This is a genomic window from Emcibacteraceae bacterium, from assembly GCA_041396985.1.
GTDB lineage: Bacteria > Pseudomonadota > Alphaproteobacteria > Sphingomonadales > Emcibacteraceae > Pseudemcibacter.
The window spans coordinates 205035-231533 of sequence record JAWKXO010000005.1 but is presented as its reverse complement, the minus strand read 5'-3'; the positions used below and the strand labels follow the sequence as shown (position 1 = coordinate 231533).

The window sequence follows — 26499 nt, the reverse complement described above, 5'->3', positions numbered from 1 at the left end:
AAGTTATTTCCATTTTGCATGGGGCGGCAGCGACATCAAAATGGCATCGACATTGCCTCCCGTTTTAAGGCCGAAGGCTGTACCACGATCATAAACAAGATTAAATTCGGCGTATAACCCTCTGTAATATAATAATTCTTCACGCTCTTCGGCGGTCCATTCCTTATTCATATGGCGCCGTACCAGTGCGGGATAAATTTCATTGAAAGTGCGGCCAACATCCTGGGTAAAGGCAAAATCACGCTCCCAGTCGGTCGAAAGCTGGTCATAAAAAATGCCGCCTTCACCACGGGCACGCTTTCTGTGCGGCACATAAAAATAGTCATCACACCATTTTTTATATTTGTCGTAATAATCATCGCCGTGACGGTCACAGCATTTTTTAAGGGCTTTATGAAAATCCTTGGTGTCAAAATGATTGGGGATAGCCGCATTAAGATCGGCCCCACCGCCAAACCAGCCGCGGGTGGTGACAATATGACGGGTATTCATATGAACGGCGGGCACCTTGGGGCTGTGCATATGGGCCACAAGCGAAATACCGCTGGCCCAGAAGCGCGGATCTTTATCGGCACCGGGGATTTGTGCGGCAAATTCCGGTGAAAATTCGCCGTAAACTGTTGAAACATTGACGCCGACTTTTTCAAAAACCCGGCCTTTCATCACCGCCATGGTGCCGCCACCCTTGGCCGGGTCATCCTCACGGTACCATTTTGTGCGCTCAAACCGGCCGGGGTCAAGGTCGGTATAGACTCCGGTAATATCATCTTCTATTTTTTCAAAGCTGTGACAGATCTGGTCTCGCAGGTCTTCAAACCAGTTTTTTGCTTTTTCTTTTTGTTCTTCAGTGCTCATTTTTAATCAGGGTTCCGGAAATTGCATCGTTTGTCTTAAGGATTCACCCAGAACCATAGCGGCTGAAAGGGCAATATTCAATGATCTTGTCCCTTTTGCCATCGGAATTTTAAGCCGGTGATCAGCCCTTGCATGGACGTCGTCCGGAACCCCGGCACTTTCCCGGCCCAGCAGCAGTATATCATCAGACTGAAATGTAAATTCCGTATAGGGAATTGAGGCTTTGGTGGTCAGTAAAACGATGCGGCTTTTGCCAATTTTTTCAAGAAAATCTTCCCATGATTGGTGGCGGATTATCTTGCTCTGGTCGATATAATCCATGCCCGCACGGCGAAAGGATTTTTCCCCGAACGGAAAGCCGCAGGGTTCAATAATATTGACCATAACATCAAGACAGGCGGCCATACGAATGATGGTGCCTGTGTTGGGGGGAATATCCGGCTGGTATAAAGCGATCTGCATAGGAAACTATTAATCGCTCACTCCGGGCGATGCAAGGGCAATATGAGCCGATCTAAGAAGAACATATAAATAAAATTCTTTTTATTGATCAGGATCATTCACTTATGAATGATAAGACGGTATAGTTAATTTTAGTAAGTCCTCTGAAAACAAATATTGAAAGGGATTTAAATGAAAATATTATTGGCATTTTTTAGCGGCATTATCGGTCTTCTTTTTCTGGCTAGCTGTGATTTTGGACCGGAGTCTTCCTATGGTTTTACATTGCCGGAAGGAAATCCGGAGCTGGGAAAGCGTTATTTCGTTGAATTTCGCTGTATCGACTGTCACATGGTTGCCGGAATGGAAGACGAATTGATCGCCCCTGAAGGGATTGAGCCGATTATGGCCGTGCCCCTTGGCGGGACAACAACCCATATTGCCACATATGGAGAGCTGGTCACGTCCATTATCAACCCGTCGCATAAAGTGTCGGATCAATATCGCCTGACCCCGGCAGTTGGAGAAGGCCAGTCAATGATGCGTAATTATAATTCGATTATGACAGTGTCCGAATTGATTGATCTGGTGGCATTCATACAGAACCAGTATGTTCTGCAACCCTATGCACCGACCATTTATCCGGTTTATCAATAGGGGATCATTTGAAATAATTGGCTACTGCCTGATCAGAAAGTATAGGCAGTACCGATTATAAAACTGTAATCAAATTGTCGCTCAATGGCGGGATTTTCGAGAATATCACCGTCAAGAGCGGTGATTTTCGCCAGAAACAATGTGTTCCAGTGATCATCAATGCGATAAACATTGGTCATGCTGGCGGAAAAGTTAAACACGGATGTGGTAATCCGGTATGGTTCCAGTGTGACTTCATTCGGGTTCGCCAGCGATTTCAGGTAGGTTTTATTATCTATTCCCCACAGATAATTGGCCAGTCCCTCACTTTGATAGGTGATTTCCAGTTTGGGAATGAATAAGAATTTTTTCCCTGGCGTCTGATAGGGAAAGCTATAGGACGCGTTAATTTCCATTCCGCCGGACTGGGCGGAAATATCATGAAGCAGACCCAAAGTAATGGTCCCGGCTATGGACTGATAGCCGCCACTGACACCACCATCGAGCGATATTTTACGGCGGCTGTCCCCCGGTCGGATTCGCGGGCTTAGAAATACATCTAGGAAATATCCCCCTTCACGCGGATTATCGACTTTCTTGATATGATAACCGCCCCGCAACCCACGAATGAACAGATTTTTACTGCTGTAATCAACAACCGGGATTGGTGTTACCGAAATTTTTTCACCCTTAAACGGCGAATTGCTGACAACTGTGCCAAACCCGAGCGACCATTTGCCATTTTCATCAAGCAGGAATTTCTTATAATTCCAAAGACCGTTGGAATCCTGTTCATTGACTGTATTCGATTGGCCTTCGCCATCGTTAGAGGGAATGTCCTTTTCTTCGGCAAGGCATATATTTCCGACTAGAAGTGTCGATAAAAGGATCGGTGTCGATATATGGATTTTCAATTTGTCTCCGGCAGTCATGTCAATATGGTGTCAGATGTTTATTAAATTTTTGTTATGTTGGATTAGACAGTAGAAAAATGTTGAAAATGTGGCTTTGGGTTGAGTTGTTAGAGAGCTTTTCTGAAAGTGAGGTTGTACCTTATATCACCGGTCAGCGGATGAAAAGCATTTTCCAGTTTTTTTACGCCGTGATAGGCGCGGCGGGCCGGACCGCCGAAAATCAGCAGATCCCCTGAGTGAAGCGGGATGTTCAGGGGGCGGCCACTGCGGCTATCACCAAATACCTGAAAAATAGCCGATACCCCAAGCGAGACAGAGACAATCGGCTGGCTGAAATCCTGCTCATCCTGATCAATATGGGCGGTGAGACGCACCCCGGGGCGATAACGGTTAATGAAGCAGCTGTCCGCGACAAAGCCGGAAAAACCCGCCTTGGCGGCGGCGTCACTGATAATGGTGCTGATATCCACCGGAATTTCCGGCCAGGCTTTGCCGGAAAGCGGGTCATTATGTTCATAACGATATCCGCGCCGGTCCGAATACCAGCCGCATTTGCCGATACTGGTGCCAGCAACATTTATTTTTTTTCCGCCCGGGGTCACCATATGGCGAAAGGGAATCTCCTTCGCGGCATAGTCCACCACATCCATGAATTTCTGTTCGTCGACATAGCGCTGAAACAGGAAGATGCCGGGGGCAAGTTCCTCCATTTCAGGGGCAATGGTGCGAAAAAGATCATTTTGCATCATGAAGTATAATTCCAACTGTATGACGTGAGCCGGATTTAAGCCGGGCGACGCCGTGACGTAATCTGGCACGATAATAGCCTTTTTTCCCCAGCTTTGGAAATTCATTTACGGCAAAAATGATGGCATCACCGCGCTTCGGTTTTTCAATATGGGCGACAGACTGCATGCGGAGCCGCTGTTCAATCAGAGTAAATTCACCGCCCGCATAATCATCAGGATTGCTTAACATGATCGCGACCTGATAGGGGAAGTGGATGTCCCCGTATAGGTCCTGATGCAGGGTATTATAATCGCCTTGCGCGTATTTTAGGATCAACGGAGTCGGGCGGCGCTGGCCGGACCCATGACAAAGGGCAAGATAATCGTCATATTTTTCCGGATATTCTGGACTTAATTTCAGGCGCCTCGCCCATTCATTGGCAACCGGGCGCAGGTTTTTATAAAAATACTGCCGTAAATTCTGAATGATTGCGGGCAGGGGATAAGCATAATATTTATATTCGCCGCGGCCAAAATTATAGCGTTCCATAGTGATGGTGCTGCGGTAAATATTATCATCATAAGCGGCGATCAGTTTGTCGCAGGATTCTGAGCTTAAGACATTGGCGACTTTGGTGTAGCCGTTTGCCAGCAGGTCTTCCTGAATAGCGGGCCAGTTTAATTCCACTTGCATGTTTTTGCGATCCTTCCTAGAGTTTGATAAGCTATAGCGATCGGGCGAGGGCGCGGCTATCCGAATATTGTCAGGTTAAAAAGGAATAAAATATGAATTTAAAACAGGTGACGCTTATTTGTGGTTTATCGGCGGTCCTTTCGGCCTGTGGTCAGGGGGATACGCCGGAAATTGCCTGCGAAGCGGCGGATCTTGTCCTTCATAATACGAAAATTTATACGGCGGATGATGATAACTGGACGGCGGAGGCGGTTGCCGTATTAGGCGATAAAATTATTTTTGTCGGCAGTGAAGCGGACGCAGGTAAATATATGTGCGGCACGGCCCGGGTCATGGATATGGCGGGCAAAACCGTTTTTGCCGGCTTTACCGACAGTCATCAGCATCTGGAACAGATTGGTGAGCGGGATAAGACATTAAGCCTTTTTGGTATCCCGACACTAAAAGATACGGTGACGGCGATTAAGGGTTTTGCTGATACGGTACCGGATGGCCAGTGGGTTGAGGGGCGTGGCTGGATTGAACGGGAATGGAGCGACGAGGAGCGTTTCCTGAATAAACATGACGTTGACTCGTTTACCGCGGATAAGCCGCTTTATATTCCGCGGGCGGACGGTGTTTCGGCGCTGGTTAATTCAAAAGCACTAGAGATCGCCGGAATTACCAAGGATACACCGGACCCTGACGGCGGTAAATTTGAGCGGGAAGCGGACGGCACACCGACCGGTTATATTCTTGCCAATGCGTTGAATATATTTACAGACATTATTCCGCCCAAAACGAAAGATTATAAAAAAGACAGCCTGCTGCGCGGCTTTAAAACCAATGCGTCAATGGGATGGACCCAGACCCAGGATGCGGGGATGGCCTATGATGTTGTTGAAATATTAAAAGAAATCCATGATGAAGGGACTATGGCCACCCGCGTTTATGTAGCGGTTCCGGTGGCGCAGGCAGCGGAAATATTAAAGCGCGGCCGCGAAAAAACGGCCGATGATATGGTCGATATTCGCGGGATCAAGGTTTATATCGATGGCACATTGGGATCGCGCGGTGCGGCACTGATTGATAATTATTCTGATGCCGATCATAACGGTTTTATGAACCGGACAAGCAAGGAAGAACTGGAACCGATTTTGCGTGAAGCGATCAGAAAAGGTATTCAGGTTGAAACCCATGTGATTGGCGATCGGGCCGTTCGCTCCCTGCTGGACTGGTATGAGGCAGCCTATAATGACGTGCCCAAATCCGAATGGGCGGTTGATGATGTCAGATGGCGGCTTGAACATGCGCAGATCATCACGCCCGAAGACCAGCAGCGCTTTGTCGATTTAAAAGTAATCCCGTCGATGCAGCCAAGCCATGCGATTGGCGATCTTAACTTTGCCCCGGCGCGGCTGGGGCCGGTGCGGCTTACCTATTCCTATCCGTGGGAACAACTGGTTGAAAAGGGGCTTGTGATCCTGGGTGGGACCGATGCCCCGGTTGAGCTGGGTGACCCGCGTATTGAATTTTATGCCGCGGTTGCCCGTAAGCGCCTTGACGGGACAAGTGGCGAGGGCTGGCATCATGAACTGGCGGTCAGCCGGGAAACGGCACTCAAAATGTTTACGATCTGGCCCGCTTATGGTGCCTTCCAGGAAAATCTGCGTGGGTCGGTTGAAGTTGGCAAATATGCGGATTTCACAGTCTTTGACCGGGATTTGATGACCGTGCCGGAAGCGGATATATTAACAAGCGAAAATTTAATGACCATTGTCGGGGGTAAAATCACCTATGAAAAACCCAATTTTTAGAAACAGCCTGATCCTTATTTTTGTTGTCGCTCTGGCGATTTATGTCGGCTTTTTTTACCGAAAGGCGGGCGGGCAGGATAAGATGGCGGCGGATCTTGTTATCCATAACGCGGCCATCTATACCGCCGATGATGATAACCCCACGGCGGAAGCGGTCGCGATCAAAGGCGATAAGATCATATTTGTTGGCAATAACGCCGATGCGCAAGGTTATATTGGCGAAAGTACAAAAGCATATGACATGGCGGGAAATATGGTGCTTCCCGGGCTGACCGATGCCCATACCCATATCCGATGGGTCGGGCAGCGCGAAACCGGCCTTAATTTGCAAGGGATAGATGATCTTACCGAAACGGTCCAAAAAATTAAGGACTATGCCGATAATGTCCCGGACGGTGAATGGATTGTCGGGGTCGGCTGGATCGAAAAGAAATGGAAGGAAAACCGCTTTTTAAATAAAGACGACCTTGACCCGTTCAGTGCCAATAAACCGATTGTTGCAAACCGGGCGGGGGAGCATTCCATTGTTGCCAATTCAAAGGCAATGGAACTTTCAGGAATCACCCGGGAAACACCGGACCCTCCTGGTGGTCAAATCCTTCGTGATGAAAATGGTGACCCGACAGGGATGTTTGTCGATAATGCCATGGCGCTGATCAGAAACCATATCCCGGCGCCAAGAAGAGAAAAAAATAAACGCTCGCTTCAGGCGGGCGTTGATTTCATGGCGCGGATGGGCTGGGCCGAGGTTCAGGAAGCCGGCGGTAGTTATGATGATCTGGCGCTGCTTAAGGAAATGCATGAGGAAGGTAATTTGAATGTGCGGGTATATTACGCCATGCTTTGGGGTGAGGAAGCCTATAAACTTCTGGAACGTGGCCGCGAGAAAACACCCGATGATATGATTGACGTGCGCGGGATTAAATATTTTGCCGACGGGGCGCTGGGCTCGCGCGGCGCAGCGCTGCTAGCGCCATATGATGATGTACCAAACAGCAAAGGTTCAGTGCTGATTGACCCGGCTGAGGCGCTGCCGGTGATGGAAGCGGCCTTAAGAAAAGGCATTCAGATCGAAACCCATGCCATTGGTGATTATGCCAACCGTTTTACCCTTGATCTTTATGAGCAGGCGTTTAAAGCGGTACCAAAGTCAGAACGGGTGGACGCGGACCCGCGCTGGCGCATTGAACATGCACAGATTATCGACCCGGCCGATCAGAAACGATACAAAGATCTTGATATACTCGCCGTGGTGGAAGCATCGACGGTCAAGGGCGATTTATATTTTGCCCCGGCGCGGATCGGCTCGGAACGGCTTAAAAATGCCTATCTCTGGAAGTCACTGATTGATCAGGGTATCCGTTTTTCCGCCGGGACCGATGCTCCGGTTGAAGTGGGTGACCCGCGGGTCGAATTTTTCTCGCTGGTGCAACGCACCGATTTTAACGGCTTTTATAATGATGACTGGCATGTGGAAGAAAAACTGAGCCATTATCAGGCGCTTAAGACAATGACATTGTGGGCTTCCCGCGCCGCCTTTCAGGAAGATATGCGCGGCAGTATCGAGGTCGGCAAAAAAGCCGACTTAAGTATTTTCGATAAAGACTGGATGAAAATAAAGCCCATTGAAATTATGGACAGTGAAACGGTTATGACCATTGTTGACGGCAAGGTGCGCTATCAACGCTGACCCCGCCGTCAGGGTCATTACCCATTTATCTGTCCAGTATCAGCAGGTTATCAATAACGCCTTTTGTATTGACGCTTTTAAGCTCATGACATAGGTCGGAACTGACCCGTTTACGAAACAGGCTGAATTTATCGGATTTAACAACATCAACGGGATTATCAAACTGAAATGTATAGCGCTTGATATTCGGCATTTTTGACATATGAACCGAATGGACATGACCACTAAAGGCATGACCAAGATAGGTTCCCGAAATTTTGTCACCGATTTCGGGCCAGGATGGTTCCTCCGGCTCCAGTTTAGAACAAAGCACGTTCCAGTCACGGTAGCCGTGCTGATTGGCGATCGCCTCCAGCGCAAGGCTGTGACCGATTTCAATATTTTTGGATGCAAGGAATTTTCGCAGGCGTGTCGCCTGCTGCTTCAGGTTTGAAGCGGTGAGGTCTTGATTAATCATTTTTGTCTCCATTCTTTAAGGACAAAATCGACAGGGCCCGCTTTGCTGTGAAGTCCAAAATGGATCAACAATTTAATTTAAAGGGATTTCACCATGGCATTCGCCGCGGGCGGCAGGTATCCCAAACCGTGGGCATTCTTTAATCCCGGCCGACATTGAAGTCAAGCAAGGAATAAAATTTATATGATCGCAACTATCGGAACGATGGGAAATTGAATTTCCGTAAAATGGGTTTATTATTAACCTATATGGAGCATTCCAATGACCGAAGAACAGTATTTAGATGCAATAAAGGCCAGAGATAAATCATTCGACGGCAGATTTTATTATGGTGTGATTACCACGGGGGTTTATTGTAAACCGTCCTGTCCATCCCGCCCGGCGCTACGGGAAAATATGCGGTTTTTTGATACACCCGATGATGCGGAAAAACAGGGCCTTCGCCCATGCAAAAAATGTAACCCGCGGGATATTAACCCGCTGGCACGCATTGCCGATTATATTGAAAAGCACGCGGACGAGAAAATAACCCTTGATCGATTGGCCGAAATTTCAAACCTAAGCCCCCATCATATCCAGCGGAAATTTAAAGCCGCTTATGGTGTCAGCCCCAAGGAATATCAAAACGGGCTTCGGCTTAATCATTTTAAATCGGCGCTCAGGAGCGGGGATGATATCAGCGGCGCCATATATGAAGCGGGCTACGGATCATCAAGCCGGATATATGAACAGATTGACGGCCGTATCGGCATGACCCCCGCCGCATACCGCTCCGGCGGACGGGGCGAGGAAATATCATACGCAATCCGCGACTGTTCGCTTGGCCTGATCATTATGGCGGCGACTGACCGCGGTGTTTGTATGATCCATTTCGGGGATAGTGTAGAGGGATTAGAGGATGAGTTAAGGCGCGAATATCCCCATGCGGTGCTGAAAAAAACGCCCAAAAGCAGTGATGATCATTTAAACGACTGGATTGAGGCGTTCGAGCGCCATATCAGTTTCGGGGCAAAACGGCCGGATATCCCGCTTCATTTAAACGGAACTGCCTTTCAGATTAAAGTCTGGCGCTTTTTAATGAGCGTAAAACCGGGGGAGGTCTTGAGTTATAAGGAACAGGCCGAGCGCATGGGTATTCCCAAAGCGGTGCGGGCCGTGGCCTCCGCCAATGCCAGAAACAATATCGGCGTGCTGGTGCCGTGTCACCGGATCCTTCGTGGGGACGGCAGCCTTGGGGGTTTTCGCTGGGGGCTTGACCGCAAACGCGCGCTGATTGACCAGGAACGCCAGCAGGCAGGGTAGGTTATCAACCCATCCCAGCCACTCTCCGGCTTGGCCGGATAGTGCAGACTGTCATTTTGTCGAAAAATTTATATATAATTTTGGAGGCTATAATGACTTTTTGTGGTTTATAGTATATTTCTCACAATATTTAAAAAGTGATCTAGTATTAAAAGCTGAAATTGGAAAATTAGTATGTTTGAGTTAGAAGAATTTGAAAATGATAATCAGATATTCCATTTTGAAGTTGAAGAATGGAGACGATATAAGCTGGATAATGATAATGTTTTGCAAATAAGTATAAAGTATGATTTTAGAGGCGATTATTCCATTCCTTATCAAACATTAAAAGCGACAGGTGCAGATATGGATTTGTATGATCCAAATTGGCATCAAATGGAAGAAGAATTGTCAAATTTAGATTGGCTCAATCTAAAAGGTGTAAAATTTATTATATTCATAATAAAAAATGATTTGCAGGATTGGGATCGTCACTTCGCTGATTTTCATGGATTGCTTGTATATTTTACATCAATTGCAAATTCTTGGAAAGTAAGAGGTATTCATATTAAAGTTTTTTTCAGCCATAACCATTCATTTTTTGAAGAGTTGAAAATTATTGAAGCCAAGAAAAAAAAGCTTTTATCTTCAGCTAATAAGTAAAAAATAATAAGAAGCTGAATTTATGTTTCCTGTCCCCTTAGAAATCAAGGGGGGCGTTGTCGATCACTTCCTTCATGACAAAAAATGTGCGGGTCTGGCGCACACCGGGCAGGCCGAGAAGCTTATTGCCATGCATTCTGCTGAAATCCTTTAAATCCCGCACCCGTATTTTGAGTAAATAATCAAAATCCCCCGCCGTCAGGTGACAGTCAAGCACAAAGGGAAGCTTAAGGACCGCGGCTTCAAAATCATGGAAGCTTTCCTTGGTTGAACGGTCCAGCACCACCCCGACCATAAAAAGGGCGCCATGCCCCACTTTTTCCGGGTCAACGGCGGCGCGGACCGATGTAATCAAACCGTCATCAAAAAGTCGCTGGGTGCGGCGGTGACAGGTGGCGGGGGACACATTGACCATTTCGGCAAGCTCGGCATTATTCAGCCGCCCGTCCCGTTGCAGGGCGCGGAGAATCTTAAGATCGGTTTTATCAAGATTTTGCATGATGAAAGAAGCTTTCAATAAATCATAAAAAAATGAACATTATAATAATAAAAACATCAATTTATTGTCAATAATTGATAAAAACTGTTAAAAATTAGAGAGCACATTTCATTATTAATTTGCTATGATCATTGCAGATTTAATTTAAAGGAATATCCCCATGCTTGAGAAATTTGAACGATACCCGCTGACCTTTGGCCCGACACCGATTGAGGAACTTAAATCATTAAGCACCCATCTGGGCGGCGATGTGGCGGTTTATGCCAAACGGGAAGACTGCAACAGCGGGCTTGCCTTTGGCGGTAATAAAATCCGCAAACTGGAATATATTGTGCCGGATGCCATTGCCTCTGGCGCGGATACGCTGGTATCGATCGGCGGGGTTCAGTCAAACCATACGCGTCAGGTGGCGGCGGTTGCGGCCAAGATCGGTTTTAAATGCCGACTGGTTCAGGAAAGCTGGGTTCCCCATGAAGATGTGGTTTATGACCGGGTCGGTAATATCCTGATGTCGCGGGTGATGGGTGCCGATGTTGAAATGGTCGATGAAGGCTTTGATATCGGTATCCGGGAAAGCTGGGAAAATGCGCTGAAAGATGTGGAAGCCAAGGGTGGAAAGCCATACCCGATCCCGGCCGGGGCATCGGTTCATAAATATGGCGGTCTGGGTTTTGTCGGCTTTGCAGAAGAAGTCCGGGCGCAGGAAGCGGAGCTTGGCTTTAAATTTGATTATATTGTTGTCTGCACCGTGACCGGATCAACCCATGCGGGGATGCTTGTGGGCTTTGCCGCTGATGGTCGCGAGCGTAAAGTCATCGGCATCGATGCCAGTGGCACCCCGGCCCAGACCAAGGCACAGGTGCTTGATATCGCCCAGAAAACGGCAAAACTGGTCGAGCTGGATACGGACCTGGTCGAGGACGATGTGGTGCTGATTGAGGATTATGCCTATCCCGCTTATGGTGTGCCGTCGGAAGAAACCAAGGACGCGATCCGCCTTTGTGCGCGGCTTGAGGGCATGATGACTGACCCGGTTTATGAAGGAAAATCGATGCAGGGGCTTATTGATCTGGTCAAGCGCGGTTATTTCCCGAAGGGCTCAAAAATACTTTATGCCCATCTTGGCGGTGTACCGGCCATTAACGGTTATGGCTATGCTTTCCGGAACGGGTAAAATTCACATATGGTCACATTTTATTGATGCCGATATGGCTAGGCAATTGACCATGGATAAGGTACACTTATTCCCAGAGAGAGAATTATGGGAGGGACTGTTATGGTTGATGTCAAGCCAATCGGCAAAAATGAATATGATGACTGGTACCGGCTTTGGCAGGGCTATCTGAAATTTTATAATGCCAGCCTTTCTGATGATATTTCAAAGAATAACTGGCGCCGCTTTCATGATGCGGCGGAACCGGTCTATGCGCTAGGCGCGTACCGCGAAGGGACGCTGGTCGGCTTTGTCCATTATCTATTCCACCGGACAAACTGGTCCTTGAATGACGGCTGTTATCTGCAGGATTTATATGCCGCCCCGGCAGCCCGCGGTACCGGGGTTGGCCGCGCCCTTATTGAAGCGGTCTATGATGCGGCAAAGAAAAATAAATCGGCCACCGTTTACTGGCTGACCCAGGAAGATAATAAAACAGCCCGGCTTCTATATAACCGGATCGGCGGGGTATCCGGTTTTGTCCATTATGAAAAGCTGCTTTAAAATCAGGCAACTTTACGGTCAGGGGGCAGGTGAATGCTGGCGGTTGTGCCGACATTAAGCTGGCTGCTCAGCTCAAACTTTCCGCCATGAAGTTCGACCAGATGTTTGACGATCGGCAGGCCAAGACCGGTGCCTTCCTCGTTAACCTGATGATCATTATGGCATTGTTCAAACGGCTTTAGGACCTCTTCAATGCGGTCGGGCGGAATGCCGATGCCGCTGTCGCTGATTTTAAGGTCTATCCCCCTGTTATCATTGGCGATTGAGCATTTGATCCGGCTGTTCTGATGGGAAAATTTAATGGCATTCGAGAGCAGATTTATAATACAGCGGCGCAGGGCATGGGTGTCCCCGATCATATTAATGGTAATGCCATTGTCATAATCGATATTGATTTTTTTCAATGAAGCCTGCGGCTCAACAATCTTAAGCGCATCGTAAATACAGTCATTAAGCGAGAAGGCTTCTTCCTTTAAAATCCATTTGCCGCTTTCAATTTTTGAAAGATCAAGGATATCATTCACCACAGTGGCGAGATGATCGCCGCTTTTCTTGATGTCGTTTATATATTCCTTGTGTTTCGGGTTTTCAATTTCACCGCCAAGTCCGGCCAGCATGGCGTCGGAAAAGCCGATGATGGCGTTAAGCGGGGTTCTGATCTCGTGGCTCATATTGGCGAGGAAGGTTGACTTGGCTTTGTTGGCCTCTTCCGCTTTTGCATGTGCGTCCTGCAGTTTTTTATTCCAGATAATAAAAAACACCACGATCAGGGAGGCTATAATAAATATTTTCCAGATCAGGTCATAATCCACGGTCGGGGCGGCGGTCATTCCAAGCCAGTTTCTTGAAATTTCGGTTCGTTCCTGAACGGAAATTGACTGCAATGCTTTTTGCATGGCACTTGCGAGCAAAGGCAGATCGGCGCGAATACCAATGGCATTATCATTTCTGAAATCTGTTTCACCAACGATGGTCATATTTGTCAGCGCCTCGGCCGAAATATAATAAGTGGCAAGCGGCATACTGCCAATATAGGCGTCGGCCCCGCCATTGGCGACAAGGCGCAGGGCATCGGGGATGCTCGGGGTTTCGATGACCTCAATATCCGGATAGCGGCTTTTGACCAATGCCGTGTTGGCAAAACCCTTTACAAGGGCCACGGAATGCCCGCCAAGCGCATCCATATTGCGGTAGATCGGTTCATCATCGCGGGCAAAAATCATATATGAGACATTAAAATATGGATCGGTGAAATTTAAATATTGCCGTCTTTCCTCGGTCGCGGAAAGCAGGGTAATAATATCGGCCTCACCCTTTTTGATCTGTTCCATACCATCCGCGAAGGTTGGGTTGCCGATCCATTGGAATGTGACGTTAAGCTTTTCGGCGATTTTATCAAGATAAGCCCCGGTGACCCCTTCAATTTCGCCCTTTGAATTGACAAATTCCAGCGGGATTTGCGATGGGTCAACCGCCGTATTGATGACTTTATGGTTCGAAAGCCAGGCTCTTTCCTCTGCCGTCAGGTCAAGAACATCACTGGTCAAAATGGCCCGGTTGCTTTGCCATTTTTCTGATATCTCCATAAATTCAGGGTCGCTGACGGCGGTCATGCCTTTTTTCAGAATATCAATCAGGATATCATTTTTTTTAAGCGCCCCGAAACGGTGATCAAGGGTGTTGGCGTCCAGTACATAATCCGGACCGATCACTTCAAGATCAGGAATAAAGTTCTGCAAAATAGAATAATTGATAGAGACAATATTGCCGGTGAAAATATCAATCTTGGAGGCTGACAACGCTTTTAAGGCATCGGTCAGAGTGTCAAATTCAACATAGGTCAGCCCGGGATATTTATTACGGTAGGCATAGCTCAGCACATAGCCGCGGATCAGGCCGATGCGCTTGCCCTTCAAATCATCAATATTGTTAAGATGCGCTGTCCCGGCACGGCCCATATTAACAACGGGAATTCTTAAATAGGGCTGCGTAAAGGAAATATACGCTTCCCGTTCTGCGTCCTTAAGGGCACTGTGGATTAAATCGATTTCCCCGGCGCGGAACAATTGCATCATGTTTGTCCAGCTGCCCGGAGCGGCAAATTTTACTTTTAAGCCGACCTTGGATGCGATCAGTTGAAGATATTCCGCTGCAATGCCCTGTACCTTGCCACCGCGGGTCAGGGAAAAGGGTGCTGAATCCTCCGGATTGGCGGCGGTGATAACCGGGTGGGCCTTGATCCAGGCCTGTTCCTCAGGGCTGAGTGCGGGGATTTCAAAAGGGTTTTGGGCATCAGCCGGCAGGATGAGCAGAAACGTCAGCAAAACGGCAATGATGAGGGATAATCCATATCCAGTGTGCCCCCCAGCAAATCGTTTCTTTACGGCCACTTTTTAAGTAATCCTGACGTTTAGCAGTTCAAAATAATTCTGAGCTTAAAAAAATAAATTAAATAGGTTAATTTTCAATTAGCCGCAAGCCTGTTTTCAGCCATTTTCAAGGTTTATGGCTAAATTTCTGCTAACTATTTATTCTTTGTCAGAGTTTTTGTTCAATTCATAATTCCGGAGGGGGTAATTTTCTAACTACAGGAAAAAAATCTATATTATTTACATTTTCTCTATGGTCATTTAACCTCAAAACTAAGAATTGCTTTTTTGGGGAATATTTTGACTCATTTAGTCTTTGATCTAATTGCAGCACTTACTAGTATTATTGCAGGATATGGAGTTTACCACTTTTATCTTAGAAATGCGATAGAAAGAACGGTTAGCAGGCTTACTCCTTTTTATTTTTTAGCCTTAAGTGTGGGAAGCATAGGTGGTGCTTATATTTTAGGGACGGCAAATTTATACCTTTCCGGCGAATTTCTGATCGGACGGAGTATACTAGGGGCACTGTTCGGTGCAATAATTACAATTGAAATCTATAAAATTTTCAAACACATAAAAGGTTCAACAGGCTATATGTATGTTGTGCCTTTTACAGTAATTGTTATTATCGGTCGTTTAGGGTGTTTTTATGCAGGGCTTGACGATCATACATATGGAATTATAACAAATGTGTCATGGGCAGTAGATTTTGGTGATGGAATTCAACGTCATCCCGTACAGCTTTATGAGAGCTTTTCCATGTTCTGCTTTTTGATTATTAGTTTGCTTCTATTTAAATATCAAACTCAATTCTTCATAGCGAACGGCTTTTACCTTTGCACCGGGTTTTATGCCGCACAACGTTTTTTCTGGGAATTTTTAAAACCATATTCAACATGGATCGGTGGATTGAATATATTTCAAGTCGCCTGTTTAATTCTTATTATTTATAGTTTAGTGATGATCGGCAAAGTAAAAAATGGATACTTTACGTAAGCAAATACCTTATATATTTTACGGTGAGACTACTTCAATGTGTGAAGAATGTCTTGACCTTGTTCCTGCAAAAATACTTATTGAGGGGGAAGATGTTTATTACCAAAAACGCTGCCGCACTCACGGGGTTCAGAAAACTAAAGTATCTTCTGATGCGACTTATTTTAAAAGCACAAAAGAGTATATTAAACCTGGCGATCGTCCATTAAAATATCAGGCAAAAACGGAGTATGGGTGCCCGCTTGACTGTGGATTATGCCCGGATCACGAACAACATAGTTGTGTGGCACTAATTGAAATCAATGAAGAATGTAATTTGACCTGTCCGGTCTGTTTTGCTGGGTCATCGCCAACTAAAACGACGAACTTAAGCTTAGAAACAATTGAGGCAATGCTTGATACCCTTGTTTCAAGTGAGGGGGAACCTGATGTGTTACAAATTAGTGGCGGCGAGCCGACGATACACCCTCAAATTCTTGAAATACTTGCGCTGGCAAAATCAAAACCAATTCGCCATCTGATGGTAAATACCAATGGGCTAAGGATAGCGCAGGATAAAAAATTTGTGGAAGAACTGGTCAAATTCTCCCCCGGATTTGAGATATATTTACAGTTTGATAGTTTGGAAAAAGAAGCCCTGCAAAATCTTCGCGGTGCTGACCTTCGCCGCATTCGTTCACAGGCGCTTCAGAACCTTGAAGAAGCGGGGCTATCAACTTCACTGGTGATGACGGTTAAAAAGGGGGTCAATGACCATGAAATTGGCAAAATAATTGATTATGCCCTAAAATTCAAATGTGTACGGGGTATAACGTTTCAACCGATACAGGATGTAGGACGAAACGAAGGATTTAACAAAAATAATGACCGCTTTTTATTAAGCGACGTCAGACGTTCAATATATGAACAATCATCAAAGTTTGAAGCAGATGATATTATTCCTTTACCCTGCAATCCTGAGAGTATTGCCATCGGGTATGCGCTACGTTCCGGGGATAAAATTACGCCGGTAACATCCATGTTTCCGAAAGAAGAAATGATAAAAACACTGCCAAATGCCGTTTCATTCGAAAAACAGCCCGATTTAAGACAGAAAGTCATTGATCTTTTTTCCATGTCCAGTGGTGATGTAAATACGGCAGAACGCATGGAAAGTCTGCTCTGTTGCCTGCCAAAAGTTCCGGCGATCGAGAATTTAAGTTATGAAAATATTTTTCGGATTTCTGTTGTCCAATTTTTGGACCGTTATAATTTCTGTGTAGGCAATGTAAAAAGATCATGTATCCATTTTGTAACCAGGGAAGGTCAGATTATCCCGTTTGATACATACAATTTATTATACAGAAATGGTGAGGTAGAAAAGTTGAGAGAAAAAATTAAATCTTGAATATTGGGGATGTTTTAAAATGACACGTGAAAAATTTGAGGAATATTTCAAAATTATCATATTAGTGCTTTTTACAGCATTTGCAGGATTGTGTACCAGAGCATTTTATGTAGATGAAGGGCTGGGTCATGCATTGGCAATGTTGTGGGGTTATCCAATAATTTTTGTAGGAACTGTTTGGACGTTTTGGTCGATAATAAAATTAATAAATTTTGATAGAAAAGACGATGAAGAATAGCAAGTTAAGGGGAGCATAAAATGACGTTGAGTAAATTTTTTGCCTATTTATTTTTGATATTGGGGATTGCCATGCTGTTTTTTTGTGGAGGATGCACTCTACTTTTTTTGATATCCATGATTTTTTCCTCTGATGAATATTTGAATTTAGGGATAATCATTGTCATTGGCGGTATTCCAACATTTATGGGTTATATCTTTTATGTAATTGGCTCTCACCTGAAGAAAAATGAGCAATCTTAATCAACCGCTACCTCCCTTAAGCCAGACGCCGTTATCATGATAAACGACGCCGCCGTTGGGGGCGGCGACTTCGGCACTGACCAGCTGGTTTATGCCCTTGCCGCCATTAAAGGCGGCATTCTGCCAGATGCCTTCGGCGACCAGCACGCCGGGTTTGGCACCATCCACGATTTTGGCAAATAACGTAACCTCACCCAGTCTATTACCGATTGAGACGGGGTCACCATCATTAACGCCGTGTTTTTCGGCGTCGGATGCGTGAATTTGCAGTGTCGGGCGTATTTCCCGTTTTAATGAGCTAGGTGTGTTGTTAAAGCTGGTGTTGAGGAAATTCCGCGATGGCGGGGTCACCAGCCGATATGGATGATCATCATCAACACCGCCGGGCGCGACATAATGATCGGGCAGGGCGGGAAGCTCGCCCCCGCGCGGGCCGATAGTTTCCCAGCCCGGCTTAAAGCGGAATTTGCCATCGGGGAAATTAAAGCCATTCAGAAAATGATGATTTTCAAAGCTTTCCGCACAGTCATGAAAATGCTTTTGCCGCATGTCCTCAAGGGACGGATAACCCGATTTTTCAAAAGTCTCGGCAATAATGTCATTGGCGGTCATTGAAAATCCGCGGTGCTTGGCGCCAAGCCGTGCTGCCAAAGCACAGATCACATCATGATTTGAACGGCTTTGCCCCACCGGATTAATGATTTTGGGGCCATAATGAAGGAAAGTATGACCGCCGCCTTTATAAAAATCATCATGCTCGACAAAGGTGGTGGCGGGCAGGACAATATCGGCCATCATCGCGGTTTCGGTCATGAACTGTTCATGGACGCATAAAAACAGATCCTCACGGGCAAAACCCGCCCGTACCTTATTCTGTTCCGGGGCGATCGCCATCGGGTTGGTGCCCTGTATGATCATGGCGGTGATCGGCGGGCCGTCGCCAAGGTCGGTTTTATCGCCGGTCAGGGCCGGACCGACCCGGGAATGATCAATGGAGCGAGTATTTTTTCGTTTATTTTCAAGACCCTGAATAAGGGTTTTATCAATATGATAAATACCGCCGCTGGCAAAAAATATGCCTGAACCCGGCACCTTCCATTTACCCGCCACCACGGGGATGGAGGATACCGCATGAACATTGACCGCACCATTGCGGCATCGCGACAGGCCAAAACCCAGCCGGATATAGGCCCTTTCCGTTTTAAAATAAAGTTGGGCCAGATTTTCAATTTCTTCTGCCCTTAGCCCGGTGATATCCGCCGCCCATTCGGGCGTTTTGGTGGCGAGATGTGCTTCCAGTTCCCCCGGCACATCGGTATATTTTTTCATATAATCCCGGTCGGCATAACCATCGCGAAAGGCAATATGCATCATGGCGCAGGCAAGGGCACCATCGGTACCCGGACGTAAGGAAATATGGATATCGGCGGTTTTTGCGGTCGGGTTCTCATAGGGATCAACAACGATCACTTTGGCACCACGGTTCTTTTTCGCCCGCGCAACATGGGTCATGACATTGACCTGGGTTGAGACGGCATTGGTGCCCCAGATGATGATCAAATCCGCTTCGGCCATTTCGCGGGGGTCGGGGCCGATTTTGCGGCCAAACCCGGCCAGCCAGCCGGTATTCACGAGCCCGCCGCAGGTGGTTGAGCGCATGATGGAATAACCCATTTCATGACGAAGTCGTTCAAGCCCGCCTTCCTGCACTAGCCCCATGGTGCCACCATAGCTATAGGGCCAGACGGTTTCGGGGCCGTGCTTTTCTGCGGCTTTTTTGAAAGCGTCGGCGACAGTATCAAGCGCCTCATCCCACGAAATTTCGGCAAATTCCCCTGATCCCTTGGGCCCGGTGCGCTTTAAAGGAACGGTCAGGCGTTCGGGATGGTGGGTGCGTTCAGCGTATCTTGCCACTTTGGCGCAGATCACCCCGGCGGTATAGGGATTATCCGGGTTGCCATTCACGCGACCGATGGTGTTATCATCAAGTTTTTCGACCACAAGCGCGCAGGTGGACGGACAATCATGGGGACAGGCGCTATAATGAATTTCAGGTTTCATAATTTACTTCACATGCTCCCTTAACCAGCGGCGGACGGTGCCGATGACAAAATCCTTCTGCTCGCCCAGTGTGGCATGACCGGCACCGGGCACCACGACATTGGTGGCGTCCTTGACCATGGCGGCATATTTCGCGCATGATTTGGGTGCCGCTTCATCAAATTCACCGCACATCATCAGCACGGGAACTTTTACCGTATTCAGTTTCGGGCTGATGTCATAATTTTCCAGTGTGCCGTTGGCGGTAAATTCGCTAGGTCCCCACATGGTCATATACATATCACGGTTGCCGGGGGCGCCATTATCCCGAAAGCCATAATCAACGCAGTCATTATGGCACATATGTTCATCATAAAAGGCGGCCTCCGCAGCGCGGTATTCGGTATTATCAAAGGTGCCGGCCGCTTCATTTCGTTCAATTGCGGTGCGGTAATTTTCCGGCAATTGGCGGATCCATTCACGGTTATCGGCGACCCACTGCGGCGTGCTGATCAGCGGGCTGCTGAAAATGGCGGCAACCAGCCCCTTTTCATTTTTAACCGCATATTCGGCGCTTAACGTCCCGCCCCAGCTGTGCCCGGCGATGATCACTTTATCCAGTCCCAGTGCTTTTCTGATGCTGCTGATTTCGCTGACGAAATGCTCAACCGTCCAAAGGCTTTGGTCATTCGGATCATCGACAAATTTGGCCGACATCCCGGTGCCGAGCTGATCATAAAGAATGACGGGGTAAGTATCCGACAGCTCAACATAGGGCATAAGGCCCCGGTGGGTGCCGCCCGGGCCGCCATGCATGACGATAATGGCAGGCGTTTTGCCCAGATGTTCAAGCCCGTTAAGCCGGTACCATATTTTGCCGCCCTCAACATCGATAAAGCCCGACTGGTCCGGGTCCTGATGGGCCAGCGCCGGGCTGACGGCGGTGAAGAGAATAATCAGCAACAGGTGAATAATTTTCATGACAAGGTCCGGTTTTTTTGGTTAAGTGAACTCATTAACAGTTTAAGTACAAATTCAGTTTTATTGCAAGAGTGAGTGAGATAATGACAAAAAAATTTACCCATCGTTTGGCACAAATGTCCGATGTTGAGGATATAAAGGCGTTGATGGCGGCGGCCATTTATGAATTACAGAAAAATTATTTAACCAAGGAACAGCTTGAAATCGCCGGGCAGTTTATGGGGGTTGATACAAGGCTTATTGAAGACCAGACCTATTTTTTAATCCTGCATGGGGAGGGAACGGACGAGGAAACCATCGTCGGTTGCGGCGGATGGGGCAAGCGAAAAACCCTTTATGGCGGTAACCATAGCCCGGGGCGGAGCGATGAACTGCTGGACCCGGCCACCGACCGCGCTCGCATCCGCGCCATGTATTGCCACCCCGACTGGGCCAGAAACGGCATCGGCCGCTATATTATGGGGATTTGTGAGCAGGCGGCGCGGGACGCCGGCTTTAGTAAAATGATTTTGGGTTCAACCCTAGCCGGGCAGCCGCTTTATGAATCATGTGGTTATAAAGTGATCGAAAGCGGGGTGGACACTGCACCGTCCGGGGTGACCGTCCCGGTCCTGACCATGACGAAAGATTTTTAAATCTAAGGAATAAAAATTGATACATCATACAAACAGCACCATTCACCTGACGGATATTGTTTTTCCCAGAAACACCAACCATCATGAAACGCTGTTTGGCGGGGCGGCGCTTGGCTATATGGACAAGGTCGCCTTTATCGCCGCGACCCGTTACGGGCGGCGAAGCTTTGTCACCGCGTCCTGCGACAAGGTTGATTTTGTAAAACCCGCCTATAAGGGCAATATCATTGATTTTGCCGCCAAAGTGATCCATGCGGGCAATAGATCATTACAGGTTGAGGTGATCATGCAGGCGGAAAATATGCTGACCAATGAGCGGCATATCTGCACCCGCGGCATATTTAACATGGTGGCGGTGCCGGATAAGGCCGAAAAGGCGGCGGATATTATACCGCTTTCAGACATTGAGCTTACCCCCGGTATACACGCAGAGCCGGATGCGGACCTGCGGATTGTTGAACTGGTCTTTGCCGATGATACAAACCATCTGGGTACCCTGTTCGGGGGGCATGGACTGTCGCTGATGGCCAAGGCGGGCTTTATCGCTTCCTCCCGAAAATGTAAGGAAGTTATGGTGCTGGCCTCTGTCGAAAAGACCAATTTCCTCGCCCCCATTGCCGTCGGCGGCATTGTGGACCTTTCCGCCAAAGTGGTGCGGGTCGGCCGCAGTTCCATGACCGTCAAGGTCAAAATGTGGGGGGAAGAACTCTTAAGCGGAAAGCGCACCTTCTGCGCCGATAGTGATTTTATCATGGTTGCCGTGGGCGAGGACGGCAAATCAAAACCGTTTAAGAAATCAGATTTAGACTTTAAGGAATAAGAAAAGGAATTGAATAATGGCAACAGTGGGCAATGAAAAAAATGTGGTGTTTGTGGTGATCGATGTGCATAAGGCGGTGCTGAAAAACGCATGGCACGCGGATGAGGTCATTGCCAATATATCCCGCGCGCTGGAGAAAGCGCGGACGGCGGGCATCCCCGTGCTCTGGATCAAACATTCAAGCGATGAAATGCCCAGGAACAGTGACGGCTGGCAACTGGTCGATGGCTTAAGCCCATTGGAAGGGGAGCGGATCATTCATAAAAGAAACGAGTCCTCGTTTGAGGATACCGACTTTGCCGAAGCTTTGGCCGAGCATGACTGCGGCCATATCGTGATTTCCGGGGCGGCAACCAACTGGTGCGTGCGGGCAACGGCCTACGGCGCGCTTGACCGCGGTTATGACATTACCCTGGTTAAAGACGCCCACAGCACCAAAAATATCGAGCTTCCCGACGGCAAAGTCATTGACGCGGGCGGGATAATCACCGATCTTAACATTGTCATGACGTACTTAAGCTATCCCGGGCGGAAGACTGGCACCGTATCCTCAACTGATCTCGATTTTGAAAAGCTGGTTGTTTAAAGCTTACTGATCCGGTTCCGCCTCTGGCGCGGCGGCATCATTTTCGGCTGCGGCGTCCTCGGCGGCTTTCTGGTCGGCAGCAATTTGCTCGGCGCGTTCGGTGATCAGGGCCTTTAATTCCTCGGAATGCTCACTTAAGCGCTGAAAACCCATTTCGCCGCCCTTTTGCATTAATTCCGGAATTTTATTTTTGACATTCTGCCCGGTCGGGGACTGGTAAAATTCAATCAGATCATTCAGCTCATCGGTGGTGAAGGCGTCAGTATAAATTTTAATGAAATCGGGTTTTAAGCTTTCGTAGCTCATATACTGATTGGTGAATTTGATTAAAATATCGCTGAACTGGACAAGGGCGGGGTTTGACTGCACCTGCATCATCAGCATTTGTTCCATGGACTGGTTCATGGTTTTTTTGACGTCAAGAATATCCAGTAGCTTCGCCGCTGCCGCATCGGCCGCTTCATCAGCGCGGGCGGGCAGGGTGATAAAAACCATAATGGCGATAAGAAGTGATTTTAATGTGGTCAACGGGCAGTCCAGTCCAAAAAGGTTAAAAGATGTTGCTGATCATAGCGGCGGTCAAAATTAAAACAAGCCGAAAAGCGCGCAACATTTGAGCTATATCAAGTTATTTGCCTTAAAAATTTAATAGGATTAAAGTATGGTGCATTAGTGCCGGACTTTAAAGGTCAAGGAGCAAACCCCGCCATGCTGGACGTGGTCAACGATAAAAATATGGTTTTTAAAACCGATGCCATTACCAAGCAATATGGCATGGGGGAGCTGACCGTGCATGCGCTTCGCGGGGTGACGCTTGAGGTGCCGCGGGGGGAACTGGTGGTTTTATTGGGCCCGTCCGGGTCGGGGAAATCAACCTTTCTGAATATTATTGGCGGGCTTGACCAGCCGACATCAGGCGATGTTCATTTTGAGGGACATGCCCTTGCCGATATGACCGATCGGGAGCTGACCTATTTTCGGCGGGAACATGTCGGTTTCGTGTTTCAAAGCTATAATCTGGTCCCGAGCCTCACCGCGCTGGAAAATGTCGAGCTGATCACCGATATCGCGGAAAACCCGATGCCGGCCAGGGAAGCGCTTGAAATTGTGAAATTAAAAGACCGGCTTAATCATTTCCCGTCGCAGTTATCAGGAGGTGAGCAGCAGCGGGTGGCGATCGCCCGCGCCATCGCCAAACGGCCGGAAGTGATGCTGTGTGATGAACCGACCGGCGCGCTCGACAGTGAAACCGGCATTCTGGTGCTGGAGGCGTTACAGAAGGTAAACCGCACCTACGGCACCACCACCATCATCATCACCCATAATGCGGCGATTGCCAATGTCGCCGACCGGGTTATTTATTTTGCCGACGGGCAGGTCGCCAAGGTGGTGAAAAATGACCATCCCAAAGATATTCACGAGATCGGGTGGTAAAATGCGTCAGGTGATTACAGCCATGAACCGGAAACTGCTTCGTGATCTTTGGAATATCAAAGGCCAGCTGGTGGCGATCATTTTTGTGATGGCGTCGGGGATTATGTCATTCGTGCTGTCATTCGGGGTGATTGACAGTCTGGCGCTCGGCCGTGATGTTTATTATGACCGTTATGAATTTGCCGATGTCTGGGCCAGCGCCAAACGGGTACCGGAAGGGGTTAAGGAACAGATCGCCGAAATAAACGGCGTGGCGCAGATTGAAACCCGGGTCACCTTCGGCGCCACGGTGCAGGTGGAGGGGATGGACGTTCCCGCCAGCGGGCGGATACTGTCCTACCCGGATGAGCGGGAACCGCTCTTGGATAAACTCTACCTAAAAAGCGGAAGATTGCTCAACCCGGATGAAGAGGATGCGATCCTCGCCAGTGAGGCTTTTGTGGTGGCGCATCAGTTCACCCTTGGCGATCATATCGATATGGTGGTGAATGGCAAAAAACGGTCGCTTAAAATTGTCGGCATTGTGCTGAGCCCCGAATATGTCTATAGCCTTGGCCCCGGGGCGCTTTTCCCTGATGATAAACGCTTCGGGGTGTTCTGGATGAGCCGCCGTGCGCTTGAAGCGGCGGTCAATATGGACGGGGCCTTTAACAATGTGGCCCTGAGCCTTAGCCGCGATGCCAATGTGGAGGAGGTAAAAGCGGAGTTCGACCGGATATTAAAGCCATATGGCGGGCTGATTTCCTTTGACCGTTCGGAACAGATGTCCAACTGGTATGTGGAAAATGAACTGACCCAGTTAAAAACAACGGGGACGATCACCCCGATTATATTCCTGTGTGTGGCGGCATTCCTGGTCAATGTGGTGATGACACGGCAGGTCGCGACCCAGCGGGTCCAGATCGGTATGCTGAAGGCGGTCGGATATTCCAATGCGGAGCTGGCGGCACATTATCTTAAAATGGTGATGGTGGTTGTGGTGATTGGCTCAATCCTTGGCCTTGCCGGGGGTGTGTGGCTTGGCTCGGGGCTCTTAAATATGTACAGCCAGTTTTTCCGCTTTCCCTATCTTCATTATACCTATTCCGTCGATATCATGATTTTATCGGTCGGTTTCTGCGCCGCGGCCGCGACGGCGGGCACATGGATCGCCATGAAACAGGCCGCCGACCTTCCCCCGGCGGAGGCGATGAGGCCCGAAGCCCCCACCGAATTTAAGGAAACCATCCTCGAGCGGCTTGATATTGATAAATTTTTCTCCTTTCTTTCAAGGATTGTGCTCAGGCAGCTGGAAAGGCGGCCGATCCGGGCGTTCCTAAGCGCGGTCGGGGTCGGCTTTGCGCTGGCGATCCTTGTGTTTGCCAACAGCATGACCGACAGCATGAATTATATGATGGATGTTCAGTATAATATCGGCAACCGGGAAACGGTGCTGCTTGGCTTTGTTGAACCGCGGGGCATTTCCGCGCTCGAGGAAATAAAACTGATGCCCGGGGTGATGAAGGTCGAACCGCTTCGCGATATTCCGGTGCTGCTTAAACATGGTCATTTAAGCAAACGGACCGGCATTTCGGGGATCAGGCCGGATCCGGACCTGCACCGCGTATTGGACCAGAGCTTAAAACCGGTCGATGTTTCGGGCGGCGGGCTGGTAATGTCGAGAAAACTGGCCGAGCTGCTCGGCGCCAAGGTCGGCGATATGGTTGATGTTGATGTGCTGGAAGAACGCAGGCCGCAGCTGAGCTTGCCGATTTCGGCGATCTATGATGAATTTATGGGGATTGGCGCCTATATGGATATTGACCGGCTTAATTCGCTGCTTAACGAAGGCCCGGTGGTGACCGGTGCGGCGCTCCAGACCGACCCCAACTGGAACGGGCCATTATACCAGAATATCAAAGATGTTCCCGCCATTATCAGCATGGCGATCATGGTTCGCATGCGGGAAATTTTTGAACAGATCATGGACGAAAACATGATGCGGATGATGGCGGTTTATATTGTGTTTGCCGGGGTTATTGCCTTTGGCGTTATTTATAACACGGCGCGGATTGCCTTTTCCGAACGATCGCGGGAACTGGCGGCGCTTCGCGTGCTGGGTCTTACCAAGGGCGAGGTCGCCTATATCCTGTTCGGGGAGCTTGGCTTTGTCGTCATGGTGGCGATCCCCATGGGGCTTTTTATCGGCTATGGGTTATGCGCAGGGATGGTGGCGGCGCTTGATACCGAACTGTTCCGAATGCCGCTTTATATAAAAAATGATACATATGCCTATGCGGTGATTGTGGTGCTGGTCAGTGCGCTGGTCTCTTTTTACCTTGTCTGGCGGCAGGTGGATAAAATTGACCTTGTCGCTGCGCAAAAAGGGGTTGAATGATGATGCGAATAAAGCATAAG

27 protein-coding genes are annotated in these 26499 nt (G+C 48.3%); 16 read left to right on the top strand and 11 right to left on the bottom strand.

Translation table 11 applies throughout. The features are described from left to right. Positions 1-3 precede the first annotated feature (3 nt). The gene (hemF, locus tag R3D86_13880; protein MEZ5759305.1) at positions 4-855 is read right to left on the bottom strand and encodes an oxygen-dependent coproporphyrinogen oxidase; all 852 of its coding nucleotides are present in this window, start codon (positions 853-855) and stop codon (positions 4-6) included. A 6-nt stretch (positions 856-861) separates the two neighbouring features. Then, a complete protein-coding gene (locus R3D86_13875) occupies positions 862-1317 on the bottom strand; it encodes a tRNA (cytidine(34)-2'-O)-methyltransferase (protein MEZ5759304.1) in 456 nt (151 codons plus the stop codon). A 171-nt stretch (positions 1318-1488) separates the two neighbouring features. Between R3D86_13875 and R3D86_13870 the strand changes: the two genes are divergently transcribed. Then, complete coding sequence (locus R3D86_13870) at positions 1489-1953, top strand: c-type cytochrome (GenBank protein ID MEZ5759303.1); 465 nt, start codon at positions 1489-1491, stop codon at positions 1951-1953. A gap of 32 nt (positions 1954-1985) precedes the next feature. Here R3D86_13870 and R3D86_13865 read toward each other — a convergent pair whose 3' ends face one another. The 3 genes from R3D86_13865 to R3D86_13855 form a co-directional block, all read right to left on the bottom strand. Beyond that, entirely contained in the window at positions 1986-2846 is an 861-nt protein-coding gene (locus R3D86_13865) for a MipA/OmpV family protein (protein MEZ5759302.1), read from the bottom strand. A 107-nt stretch (positions 2847-2953) separates the two neighbouring features. After that, entirely contained in the window at positions 2954-3595 is a 642-nt protein-coding gene (locus R3D86_13860; protein ID MEZ5759301.1) for an alpha-ketoglutarate-dependent dioxygenase AlkB, read from the bottom strand. Continuing rightward, positions 3582-4268 (bottom strand): 2OG-Fe(II) oxygenase, encoded by a 687-nt coding sequence (locus R3D86_13855; protein MEZ5759300.1) that lies wholly within the window; start codon positions 4266-4268, stop codon positions 3582-3584. The genes R3D86_13860 and R3D86_13855 overlap by 14 nt, the downstream gene beginning before the upstream one ends. A gap of 92 nt (positions 4269-4360) precedes the next feature. Here R3D86_13855 and R3D86_13850 point away from each other — a divergent pair, with 92 nt between their 5' ends. Further along, positions 4361-6064, top strand: coding sequence for an amidohydrolase (locus tag R3D86_13850; protein MEZ5759299.1), 1704 nt, complete (start codon positions 4361-4363; stop codon positions 6062-6064). After that, positions 6045-7754, top strand: coding sequence for an amidohydrolase (locus R3D86_13845; protein MEZ5759298.1), 1710 nt, complete (start codon positions 6045-6047; stop codon positions 7752-7754). The genes R3D86_13850 and R3D86_13845 overlap by 20 nt, the downstream gene beginning before the upstream one ends. A gap of 25 nt (positions 7755-7779) precedes the next feature. Here R3D86_13845 and R3D86_13840 read toward each other — a convergent pair whose 3' ends face one another. Beyond that, positions 7780-8211, bottom strand: a complete 432-nt coding sequence (locus tag R3D86_13840; protein ID MEZ5759297.1) for a glyoxalase superfamily protein — start codon at positions 8209-8211, stop codon at positions 7780-7782. Positions 8212-8472: 261 nt separating this feature from the next. On the opposite strand from R3D86_13840, the gene R3D86_13835 reads away from it, so the two are divergent. Both R3D86_13835 and R3D86_13830 read left to right on the top strand, forming a co-directional pair. After that, positions 8473-9513 carry a methylated-DNA--[protein]-cysteine S-methyltransferase gene (locus R3D86_13835; GenBank protein MEZ5759296.1) on the top strand — a complete coding sequence of 347 codons (1041 nt, stop codon included), beginning with the start codon at positions 8473-8475 and terminating at the stop codon, positions 9511-9513. 174 nt (positions 9514-9687) lie between these two features. After that, a complete protein-coding gene (locus R3D86_13830; GenBank protein MEZ5759295.1) occupies positions 9688-10155 on the top strand; it encodes a hypothetical protein in 468 nt (155 codons plus the stop codon). Positions 10156-10192: 37 nt separating this feature from the next. On the opposite strand, the gene R3D86_13825 is transcribed toward R3D86_13830, so the two are convergent. After that, positions 10193-10654, bottom strand: a complete 462-nt coding sequence (locus R3D86_13825; protein ID MEZ5759294.1) for an Lrp/AsnC family transcriptional regulator — start codon at positions 10652-10654, stop codon at positions 10193-10195. A gap of 160 nt (positions 10655-10814) precedes the next feature. On the opposite strand from R3D86_13825, the gene R3D86_13820 reads away from it, so the two are divergent. Together R3D86_13820 and R3D86_13815 are read left to right on the top strand one after the other, a co-directional pair. Further along, positions 10815-11828, top strand: a complete 1014-nt coding sequence (locus R3D86_13820) for a 1-aminocyclopropane-1-carboxylate deaminase (GenBank protein MEZ5759293.1) — start codon at positions 10815-10817, stop codon at positions 11826-11828. 87 nt (positions 11829-11915) lie between these two features. Further along, positions 11916-12371, top strand: a complete 456-nt coding sequence (locus R3D86_13815; protein ID MEZ5759292.1) for a GNAT family N-acetyltransferase — start codon at positions 11916-11918, stop codon at positions 12369-12371. Between the two features lie 2 nt (positions 12372-12373). Here the strand turns inward: R3D86_13815 and R3D86_13810 are convergent, their stop codons facing one another. After that, positions 12374-14761 carry a transporter substrate-binding domain-containing protein gene (locus tag R3D86_13810; GenBank protein ID MEZ5759291.1) on the bottom strand — a complete coding sequence of 796 codons (2388 nt, stop codon included), beginning with the start codon at positions 14759-14761 and terminating at the stop codon, positions 12374-12376. Positions 14762-15040: 279 nt separating this feature from the next. Between R3D86_13810 and R3D86_13805 the strand changes: the two genes are divergently transcribed. Genes R3D86_13805 through R3D86_13790 form a run of 4 tightly spaced genes read left to right on the top strand, consistent with a single transcriptional unit; the run spans position 15041 to position 17606 of the window. Further along, positions 15041-15739 carry a prolipoprotein diacylglyceryl transferase gene (locus R3D86_13805; protein MEZ5759290.1) on the top strand — a complete coding sequence of 233 codons (699 nt, stop codon included), beginning with the start codon at positions 15041-15043 and terminating at the stop codon, positions 15737-15739. Between the two features lie 37 nt (positions 15740-15776). Beyond that, positions 15777-17126 carry a radical SAM protein gene (locus R3D86_13800; GenBank protein MEZ5759289.1) on the top strand — a complete coding sequence of 450 codons (1350 nt, stop codon included), beginning with the start codon at positions 15777-15779 and terminating at the stop codon, positions 17124-17126. 19 nt (positions 17127-17145) lie between these two features. Next, on the top strand, positions 17146-17364 hold the full coding sequence (locus tag R3D86_13795) for a hypothetical protein (protein MEZ5759288.1): 219 nt from the start codon (positions 17146-17148) through the stop codon (positions 17362-17364). A 20-nt stretch (positions 17365-17384) separates the two neighbouring features. Continuing rightward, positions 17385-17606, top strand: coding sequence for a hypothetical protein (locus R3D86_13790; protein MEZ5759287.1), 222 nt, complete (start codon positions 17385-17387; stop codon positions 17604-17606). Here R3D86_13790 and R3D86_13785 read toward each other — a convergent pair whose 3' ends face one another. Both R3D86_13785 and R3D86_13780 read right to left on the bottom strand, forming a co-directional pair. Then, entirely contained in the window at positions 17607-19667 is a 2061-nt protein-coding gene (locus tag R3D86_13785) for a molybdopterin oxidoreductase family protein (protein ID MEZ5759286.1), read from the bottom strand. A 3-nt stretch (positions 19668-19670) separates the two neighbouring features. Next, entirely contained in the window at positions 19671-20627 is a 957-nt protein-coding gene (locus R3D86_13780) for a proline iminopeptidase-family hydrolase (GenBank protein MEZ5759285.1), read from the bottom strand. An 83-nt stretch (positions 20628-20710) separates the two neighbouring features. On the opposite strand from R3D86_13780, the gene R3D86_13775 reads away from it, so the two are divergent. Genes R3D86_13775 through R3D86_13765 form a run of 3 tightly spaced genes read left to right on the top strand, consistent with a single transcriptional unit; the run spans position 20711 to position 22668 of the window. After that, positions 20711-21262 (top strand): GNAT family N-acetyltransferase, encoded by a 552-nt coding sequence (locus R3D86_13775; GenBank protein MEZ5759284.1) that lies wholly within the window; start codon positions 20711-20713, stop codon positions 21260-21262. A 16-nt stretch (positions 21263-21278) separates the two neighbouring features. Continuing rightward, entirely contained in the window at positions 21279-22082 is an 804-nt protein-coding gene (locus R3D86_13770; GenBank protein ID MEZ5759283.1) for an acyl-CoA thioesterase, read from the top strand. Positions 22083-22098: 16 nt separating this feature from the next. Continuing rightward, positions 22099-22668 carry an isochorismatase family protein gene (locus R3D86_13765; GenBank protein MEZ5759282.1) on the top strand — a complete coding sequence of 190 codons (570 nt, stop codon included), beginning with the start codon at positions 22099-22101 and terminating at the stop codon, positions 22666-22668. A gap of 3 nt (positions 22669-22671) precedes the next feature. On the opposite strand, the gene R3D86_13760 is transcribed toward R3D86_13765, so the two are convergent. Beyond that, a complete protein-coding gene (locus R3D86_13760; protein MEZ5759281.1) occupies positions 22672-23196 on the bottom strand; it encodes a DUF2059 domain-containing protein in 525 nt (174 codons plus the stop codon). Between the two features lie 144 nt (positions 23197-23340). On the opposite strand from R3D86_13760, the gene R3D86_13755 reads away from it, so the two are divergent. Beyond that, positions 23341-24102: an ABC transporter ATP-binding protein gene (locus tag R3D86_13755; protein MEZ5759280.1), complete on the top strand. Its 762-nt coding sequence runs from the start codon at positions 23341-23343 to the stop codon at positions 24100-24102. Then, complete coding sequence (locus R3D86_13750) at positions 24065-26479, top strand: FtsX-like permease family protein (GenBank protein MEZ5759279.1); 2415 nt, start codon at positions 24065-24067, stop codon at positions 26477-26479. Before R3D86_13755 ends, R3D86_13750 begins: the two co-directional genes overlap by 38 nt. Positions 26480-26499: the final 20 nt, after the last annotated feature.

What these genes read in the sequence shown, in the direction of transcription:
- R3D86_13820 (MEZ5759293.1), top strand. Translation starts at nt 10,815, where the DNA reads ATGCTTGAGAAATTTGAACGATACCCGCTGACCTTTGGCCCGACACCG.
- R3D86_13850 (MEZ5759299.1), top strand. Translation starts at nt 4,361, where the DNA reads ATGAATTTAAAACAGGTGACGCTTATTTGTGGTTTATCGGCGGTCCTT.
- R3D86_13800 (MEZ5759289.1), top strand. Translation starts at nt 15,777, where the DNA reads ATGTGTGAAGAATGTCTTGACCTTGTTCCTGCAAAAATACTTATTGAG.
- R3D86_13830 (MEZ5759295.1), top strand. Translation starts at nt 9,688, where the DNA reads ATGTTTGAGTTAGAAGAATTTGAAAATGATAATCAGATATTCCATTTT.
- R3D86_13860 (MEZ5759301.1), bottom strand. Translation starts at nt 3,595, where the DNA reads ATGATGCAAAATGATCTTTTTCGCACCATTGCCCCTGAAATGGAGGAA.
- R3D86_13780 (MEZ5759285.1), bottom strand. Translation starts at nt 20,627, where the DNA reads ATGAAAATTATTCACCTGTTGCTGATTATTCTCTTCACCGCCGTCAGC.
- R3D86_13785 (MEZ5759286.1), bottom strand. Translation starts at nt 19,667, where the DNA reads ATGAAACCTGAAATTCATTATAGCGCCTGTCCCCATGATTGTCCGTCC.
- R3D86_13875 (MEZ5759304.1), bottom strand. Translation starts at nt 1,317, where the DNA reads ATGCAGATCGCTTTATACCAGCCGGATATTCCCCCCAACACAGGCACC.
- R3D86_13795 (MEZ5759288.1), top strand. Translation starts at nt 17,146, where the DNA reads ATGACACGTGAAAAATTTGAGGAATATTTCAAAATTATCATATTAGTG.
- R3D86_13845 (MEZ5759298.1), top strand. Translation starts at nt 6,045, where the DNA reads ATGAAAAACCCAATTTTTAGAAACAGCCTGATCCTTATTTTTGTTGTC.
- R3D86_13870 (MEZ5759303.1), top strand. Translation starts at nt 1,489, where the DNA reads ATGAAAATATTATTGGCATTTTTTAGCGGCATTATCGGTCTTCTTTTT.
- R3D86_13815 (MEZ5759292.1), top strand. Translation starts at nt 11,916, where the DNA reads ATGGGAGGGACTGTTATGGTTGATGTCAAGCCAATCGGCAAAAATGAA.
- hemF (MEZ5759305.1), bottom strand. Translation starts at nt 855, where the DNA reads ATGAGCACTGAAGAACAAAAAGAAAAAGCAAAAAACTGGTTTGAAGAC.
- R3D86_13835 (MEZ5759296.1), top strand. Translation starts at nt 8,473, where the DNA reads ATGACCGAAGAACAGTATTTAGATGCAATAAAGGCCAGAGATAAATCA.
- R3D86_13765 (MEZ5759282.1), top strand. Translation starts at nt 22,099, where the DNA reads ATGGCAACAGTGGGCAATGAAAAAAATGTGGTGTTTGTGGTGATCGAT.
- R3D86_13790 (MEZ5759287.1), top strand. Translation starts at nt 17,385, where the DNA reads ATGACGTTGAGTAAATTTTTTGCCTATTTATTTTTGATATTGGGGATT.
- R3D86_13840 (MEZ5759297.1), bottom strand. Translation starts at nt 8,211, where the DNA reads ATGATTAATCAAGACCTCACCGCTTCAAACCTGAAGCAGCAGGCGACA.
- R3D86_13855 (MEZ5759300.1), bottom strand. Translation starts at nt 4,268, where the DNA reads ATGCAAGTGGAATTAAACTGGCCCGCTATTCAGGAAGACCTGCTGGCA.
- R3D86_13775 (MEZ5759284.1), top strand. Translation starts at nt 20,711, where the DNA reads ATGACAAAAAAATTTACCCATCGTTTGGCACAAATGTCCGATGTTGAG.
- R3D86_13750 (MEZ5759279.1), top strand. Translation starts at nt 24,065, where the DNA reads ATGACCATCCCAAAGATATTCACGAGATCGGGTGGTAAAATGCGTCAG.
- R3D86_13825 (MEZ5759294.1), bottom strand. Translation starts at nt 10,654, where the DNA reads ATGCAAAATCTTGATAAAACCGATCTTAAGATTCTCCGCGCCCTGCAA.